This is a genomic window from Longimonas sp., from assembly GCF_046498435.1.
Classification (GTDB): Bacteria; Bacteroidota; Rhodothermia; order Rhodothermales; family Salinibacteraceae; genus Longimonas.
On the sequence record NZ_JAWOAR010000214.1, the window covers coordinates 1 to 5,081 of the forward strand.

4 protein-coding genes are annotated in these 5,081 nt (G+C 55.5%); all 4 read left to right on the forward strand.

The features are described from left to right. The coding region (gene rpsT, locus R6U20_RS08070; protein ID WP_410337350.1) for a 30S ribosomal protein S20 at positions 1 to 241 on the forward strand (241 nt) is incomplete at its 5' end. A gap of 714 nt (positions 242 to 955) precedes the next feature. Next, positions 956 to 2,449, forward strand: coding sequence for a PKD domain-containing protein (locus R6U20_RS08075; protein WP_410337351.1), 1,494 nt, complete (start codon positions 956 to 958; stop codon positions 2,447 to 2,449). Between the two features lie 379 nt (positions 2,450 to 2,828). After that, on the forward strand, positions 2,829 to 3,704 hold the full coding sequence (locus R6U20_RS08080) for a PKD domain-containing protein (RefSeq protein WP_410337352.1): 876 nt from the start codon (positions 2,829 to 2,831) through the stop codon (positions 3,702 to 3,704). Positions 3,705 to 3,813: 109 nt separating this feature from the next. Beyond that, a complete protein-coding gene (gene queG / locus R6U20_RS08085) occupies positions 3,814 to 4,785 on the forward strand; it encodes a tRNA epoxyqueuosine(34) reductase QueG (protein WP_410337353.1) in 972 nt (323 codons plus the stop codon). The last annotated feature ends 296 nt before the right edge of the window (positions 4,786 to 5,081 follow it).

A 5,081-nucleotide genomic window follows, 5' to 3' on the forward strand; every position in this document is an offset into this window, starting at 1 on the left:
TAAATCCGCGAAGAAACGCCTCCGTCAAGACCAGAAGAAGCGCACGCGTAACCGTTCACAGAAGCGCAAGGTGCGTACGCTCGTCCAAAAGCTAAAGTCAACGGAAGACGCCGAGGCTGCCGCCGAATTGCTTCCTGAAGTGAAACGGGGCTTAGATCGACTTGCTACAAAGAACCTCATCCACAAAAACAAGGCCGCAAATAGGAAGAGCAAGCTGGAGAAGTACGTGAATAGCCTGTAGGTCGTCTTGTCTTCTTTGGGTTCTGGAGCTCCCCTTTACAAGGTGAGACAGCAGAATGAAGGGACAGAGCCGAGCCAGGGTCAGGTACAATCGGTCCAGAGGCGGCCAAAGCATGGTGCACATATGCGAATTCCGTGCGTGCGCCCCGTGCTTGGCCTTCACACAACAGAACCCTCATATTCGTTCTGCACGACTGGATTCATTGCGTTTAGCTCCATATGTGTAAAAACGCAGTGGCCCCTTTGATTTTAAGATACATCTTCATACATTCATTACTGCAATATCTTGCTCCTTACCGCGTCAGTACCAATACTAAGGAGCAGTAGCATCCATACAACCCTGATAGATAACTTGTAGGGAGGTGCTTTTTACCCGGTACAGATAAAATTAGCGTTGCTGTAAAGAACGCAGACACGCCCAATTTGCTGGCCGATTGTGCTTGTGCCTTCCGTTTCGCTGCACTCGCCCGCGCTCGCTTCCTTAACAGTTGCGTTTTCAACAGTTGCGTTGATGTGCGTTGTATCGTACGTTTTCCAATAACGAACGGTGCGTTACCTGTACCGAATCCAACAAACAGTGCTTTTGCGGTACTTTTGTCATCGGTATTACAAATGTTGACGTGCACAATGGCTTACATGCATGTGGACTAGCATGTATATGGATTAGCGCGACGACCAACCTGTCCGACACTGCCTCTTAAAAGCTTTTAGAGCTATGACCCGAACACTACCTTTATATCTATTATCGTTCATCTTGGCATTCGCCTTCACGGTGGATACCGCCGACGCACAGACGAAACGTGCAGGTGACACCTTTTACATTAAGGCGGGAGTCGGTATTGCCGACTACGCAGGGGAATACAGCCCCGTTGATGGCTTTAGTGATATCTTCGACACTGATAAGTTTGACGAAGGCTTCCCGTTTAGCTTCACAGGAGAGTTCGGATATCAGTTCAATCCGAACTTCGGCATTGGCCTCGGTCTTCAGTACGGCGACTATCAATTTGCAGATGGCCCCCCGCGAGGCGAAGGTGCTGAAAGTCTCGGTATTACAACCACATACCTCACAGGACGTCTTAGCCTCGGGGCCCAGAACTGGACTATTTCCCCGTATGCCGATGCTGGACTCCATGCCTCCTTTGGCGGTGAAAGCACTGCTATTGGCCCAACGGTTGCCGGTGGGTTCGATGTCGTAGTAAGCCGCCACACATCACTCTTTATCGAGGCACGCAGTCACCTGGACCTTGATGGTACCAACATTGATGGCATCGATCAAGGAGACTATTCCATGGATGCGTTGACGGTGATGCCTACACTTGGCTTCAAGTATAACTTCAAGTCGGCGGTTACGGCTCCTGCGATCTTCTCGATCGACGGCCCTGCCGAGCTTGAAACCGGAGAATCAGGTACGTTCTCGGCTTCCGTCAATGAAGACGAAGTCACGTCTCCGGTCTCCTACCAGTGGGACTTTGGCGATGGCAGCACTGGATCGGGTCTGCTTACCGACCACAGCTTCAACCAGAGCGGTCAGTATGAGGTCACGTTCACCGCAAGCAATGAGGGCGGCGAAGTCTCTGAAACCCTCACGGTTGAAGTAGAAGATCCGCCGGTACCGGCAGAGATCGCTACGATCAACGCCGATCCGAGCCCTGCAACCGCCGGGGAAGAGGTCTCCTTCACAAGCAATGTGCAGGGAGATTCGCCCCTCGACTACGAATGGGACTTCGGCGATGGCAACACCGGATCGGGTGAAACGGCTACGCATACCTTCGATGAAGAAGGCGAGTACGAAGTCACGCTCAACGCGTCGAACGAGTTTGGCGATGACTCCCGCTCGCTCACGCTTATGGTCGAGCCCGACCTGCCGGAGATCTGCGAAACGGTCAGCGAGTTGAACCCGGCATTCTTTGATGTCAACTCCAGCACGCTTACGGATGAAGCGCGCAGCGCCCTGGAAGAAAACGCAGAGATCTTGGCTGAGTGCTCGAACCTCACGGTTCGCATCGAAGGCTTTGCTGCTTCCGGTGAGCGGAACTCCGACGAGTTGTCCGAAGATCGTGCCCAGGCTGTCGCGGACTTCTACGAAGAAAACGACGTGCCGAGCGATCGCATCGAAGCGGAAGGACGCGGTGCTATCGAGGATGACACCACCTCGAAGAAGTCTGGTACCGAGGAGCAGCGCCGTGTGGACTCGATCCCACAGCGCTAACGCTTCGATCCTAACTTCGTAACGGCGCGCATCAGCACGTTTTGATGCGCACCGTACAAACTGACTGCGAGCCTACCCTCAGACGAGGGTGGGCTCGCTTTTTTTGTTTCTGGCTATGGTATGCCTAAAATCAGTTCCAATCCTGCCCTACATCTTGCGCCAGACCCGTATGGCGTATGTGCCTGCAAACAGGTATTATACATGCGTAAAACGTACCAACTCCTAACGGCACCGACATCTGTTTGCCTGAGAGGCATCCATACAAGTGCAAATGATCATAGCTATAAAACTGCTCTCATGGCGCATCCGATGGACAACTGTTGTACACGCTGCCGTGCTGGGCTGCGCTATTTTTGCAAGCATAGGCTGTACGCGTCCAGTGCCTCCTGAGATTGTCGGGCTATACGGTCCGGAGCGCATTGGGCAAGATACAGCAGCCGTCTTTACTGCACGCATCAACGACGAGGCTACCGAGCCAGTGCGCATGCTCTGGGATTTTGGCAACGGATACGAAGATCGAGGCCTACGCGTAAGCCACGTATTTACCACCGAGGGATCACACACCGTCCGTTTTCGGGTGGAAAACGAAAGAGGTCATGACATGCGAACCTGGATGCTGCGCGTCCGCAGTCTGTCCCGGGCTCCGCAAATTGCAACCGTACAGGTGCAGCCCAACCCCGTACGGGTCGGAGAGCGTGTACAATACGAAACCAGCGTCGCCGGAGTCGCCCCTGCACGCTATCGTTGGACGTTTGGTGATGGCTCGCATTCGGAAGAGGCCGCACCCACGCATCGGTACGAAGCCCCTGGCACGTATGCGGTTCGGGTCCGGGTAGACCATGCCACAGGTACGGATGCGCGCACCGTGCAGGTTGAGGTGGAGCCGGATCTTCCCGACTTCTGTACGCCGCCGGTGGCTGGAAATGTGGTCTATTTTGCCCGAAATGCCAGCATGCTGTCGGAGAACACCAACGCGACACTACGCGAGAATGGCTTGCTGTTTCAAGACTGCGCTCCGCTTCTCGTTCACGTTGAGGGGCACGCGACAGCAGATGAACGCAACGCCGATGCGCTGGCTGCCGACCGCGCCGCCGCCGTGGTGGCAGCGTACCGAACCATGGGCATCGACGCAGAGCGAATCCAGGTAACGCATCATGTGGCCCCAGCTCATGAATCCAAAAAGACGACTAAAGGAAGTATTACAGAGCAGCAACGCGTAGAGGCGACACTGCAGTCCCGTGTGTCTACTGAGTAAAAGTGACGCAAACAGCGCGCTACAAACTCAAGCACCAGCCTGCCGTATGCTCACATAACTGTATTGTGCTCACGCCTGCTCGCAAGTCCACAAACCCGCGTTTGTATCCATGCCCAACTTCGGACGCCATGCTCAGCAACGCACCGCTCGTGCTCTGAAGGCAGAAGCTGCTCGGTTGGGATTCGACGCCTGTGGCATTTCTACGGCTGAGCCGCTCGATGAGGAGGCCCGCCGCCTTGAGCAGTGGCTCCTTGAGGGCCGCCACGGCACCATGCACTGGATGGAGCGCCACTTCGACAAGCGCATCGATCCTACGCGGCTCGTGCCAGGTGCGGAAAGCGTGATCTCGGTCCTGCATAATTACTACCAGCCCGACACGCAGCACGACGAATCCGCCACCACTGGCAAAATAAGCCGCTATGCCTGGGGCGATGATTATCATGATGTGCTTAAGGAACGGCTCTATTTGCTCCTGCACTGGCTCGAAGAACATGTGGGGCAGTCGGTGCACGGACGCGCCTTTGTGGATTCGGCGCCAGTGCTCGATAAGGCGTGGGCGGCGCGCAGCGGACTCGGGTGGCAGGGCAAGCACTCGAATTTGCTGAACCGCGAGATGGGTTCGTTCTTCTTCATCGGCGAGATCATTGTCGATGTGCCGATGCCTGCTGATCATCCGGTCGAGGACTTTTGCGGCTCGTGCACACGCTGCGTCGATGCCTGCCCTACCGATGCCATTTACCAGCCGTACGCTGTTGATGCTACGCGCTGTATCTCTTACCTCACTATCGAGCACGGCGGCGACGATGTGCCCGAGGCGATCTCAAGCGACATGCAGAACTGGATCTTTGGCTGTGACATCTGCCAGGATGTGTGCCCGTGGAATAAGTTCAAGCAGCCCACCAACGAGCCCCGCTACCAGCCGCGCGAGGGCATGTCGGATACCGATCTGCGCGACTGGGTCGAACTGGAGCTTGAAGAGTTTCGTGAGCGCTTCTCCGGCAGTCCCGTCACCCGCGCCACGTACGAGGGCTTCCAGCGCAACGTGCGCACCGCCCTCAAGAACGTGACCGATGACGCATGAGGCGAAGGCTTCCGCATCCGCCCGTAAAATAAAGCTACTGCTGTGTCAGTCCTCTGCTTGATGATTGCTCTGCAATTATCCCCCTACCGAAGTCTGTCATGGTGAGCGGAAGGCGACGAAGGAGGCGAGAGTCGAACTATCTCCTTCGCGGTTGGCAGATACGGCGGGACACTGGGCCCTGTCTATCTCAAGGGAGATCTTTTCTCAGGGAAGATCTTTATTCACTGCGTTCATCAATCGCCCCACTTGCCGGAGCTTTCACATCGGGCATCCCCAAAGCAAGCTCCCCATTCGGG